This is a genomic window from Roseateles sp. P5_B10, from assembly GCF_056400485.1.
On sequence record NZ_JBFULE010001052.1, the window covers coordinates 1 to 1,550 of the forward strand.

A 1,550-nucleotide genomic window follows, 5' to 3' on the forward strand; every position below is an offset into this window, starting at 1 on the left:
TTTCCAGCGCGAGGTAGGGGTGGACGGCTTCGGCGCCATACCCGGCCAGCACGGCGAAGTGGTGCACCTCGCGGGCGGTGCCGGTCTCGACGACCAGGCCGGCCGTCGTGCGCAGGCCTTCACGCACCAGATGGTGGTGGACGGCGGACAGGGCCAGCAGCGCGGGAATCGCGATGCGGTCCTGGCTCAGATGGCGGTCCGTGATGATGAGGATGTTGTGACCGGTCTTGATGGCGTCAACCGCCGAGGCGCACAGCGAGGCGAGCTGCGCTTCCACGCCGGCGCGGCCCCAGTCACGCGGGTAGGTGATGTCCAGCTCACTGGGCTTGAACTTGCCGTTGGTGGGCTTCTCGATGCCGCGCAGGCGCGCCATGTCGTCGAAGTCGAGGATGGGCTGGCTGACTTCCAGGCGCATCGGCGGGTTGATGGCGTTGATGTCCAGCAGGTTCGGCTTCGGGCCGATGAAGCTGTTCAGCGACATCACGATGWTCTCGCGGATCGGGTCGATCGGCGGGTTCGTGACCTGGGCAAAGAGCTGCTTGAAGTAGTTGTAGAGCGGCTTGTTCTTGCCCGACAGCACCGCGAGCGGCGAGTCGTTGCCCATGGAGCCGATGCCCTCCTCGCCATTGGCGGCCATGGGGGCGAGCAGGAACTTGATGTCTTCCTGCGTGGTGCCGAAGGCCTGCTGGCGGTCCAGCAACGTCGTCGTGAAGCCGGGGCGGGCCGTGTCGGGCACGGCGATGTCGTCCAGCTTGACGCGAACGTTCTCGATCCACTGGCGGTACGGGCGTGCGTTGGCGAACTGGTTCTTCAGTTCCTCGTCGTCGACGATGCGGCCCTGCTCCAGGTCGATGAGGAACATCTTGCCGGGCTGCAGACGCCACTTCTTGACGATCTTGGCCTCGGGGATGGGCAGCACGCCGGACTCGGAAGCCATGACGACGAGGTCGTCGTCGGTGATGCAGTAGCGGGCCGGACGCAGGCCGTTGCGGTCAAGCGCGGCACAGACCTGGCGGCCGTCGGTGAAGGCCATCGCGGCGGGGCCGTCCCACGGCTCCATCATGGCGGCGTGGTATTCGTAGAAGGCACGGCGGCGTTCGTCCATGCCTTCGTGCTGCTCCCAGGCTTCCGGGATCATCATCATGGCCGCGTGGGCGAGCGGGTAGCCGCTCATCGTCAGCAGCTCGATGGCGTTGTCAAAGGTGGCCGTGTCGGACTGGTGCTCGAAGCTGATGGGGTAGAGCTTCTTCAGGTCGTCGCCCAGCACGGGCGACTTCATGACGCCTTCGCGGGCGCGCATCCAGTTGAAGTTGCCCTTGACCGTGTTGATCTCGCCGTTGTGGCAGACCATGCGGTAGGGGTGGGCCAACGGCCACTCGGGGAAGGTGTTGGTGGAGAAGCGCTGGTGGACCAGGGCTATAGCGGACACGACGCGCGGGTCGGCCAGGTCCAGGTAGTACTTGCCAACCTGGTCGGCCAGCAGCAGACCCTTGTAGATGACCGTGCGGCAGCTCATGCTGGGCACGTAGTACTCGCGGCTGTGCGTGAGC

Annotated in this window: 1 protein-coding gene; it reads right to left on the reverse strand. The window is 65.7% G+C overall.

Annotated features, from left to right (window positions below; genetic code table 11):
* Positions 1–1,550 (reverse strand): glutamate synthase central domain-containing protein (locus AC1DU6_RS30705; RefSeq protein WP_477861873.1); only part of this gene is annotated, 1,550 nt, incomplete at both ends.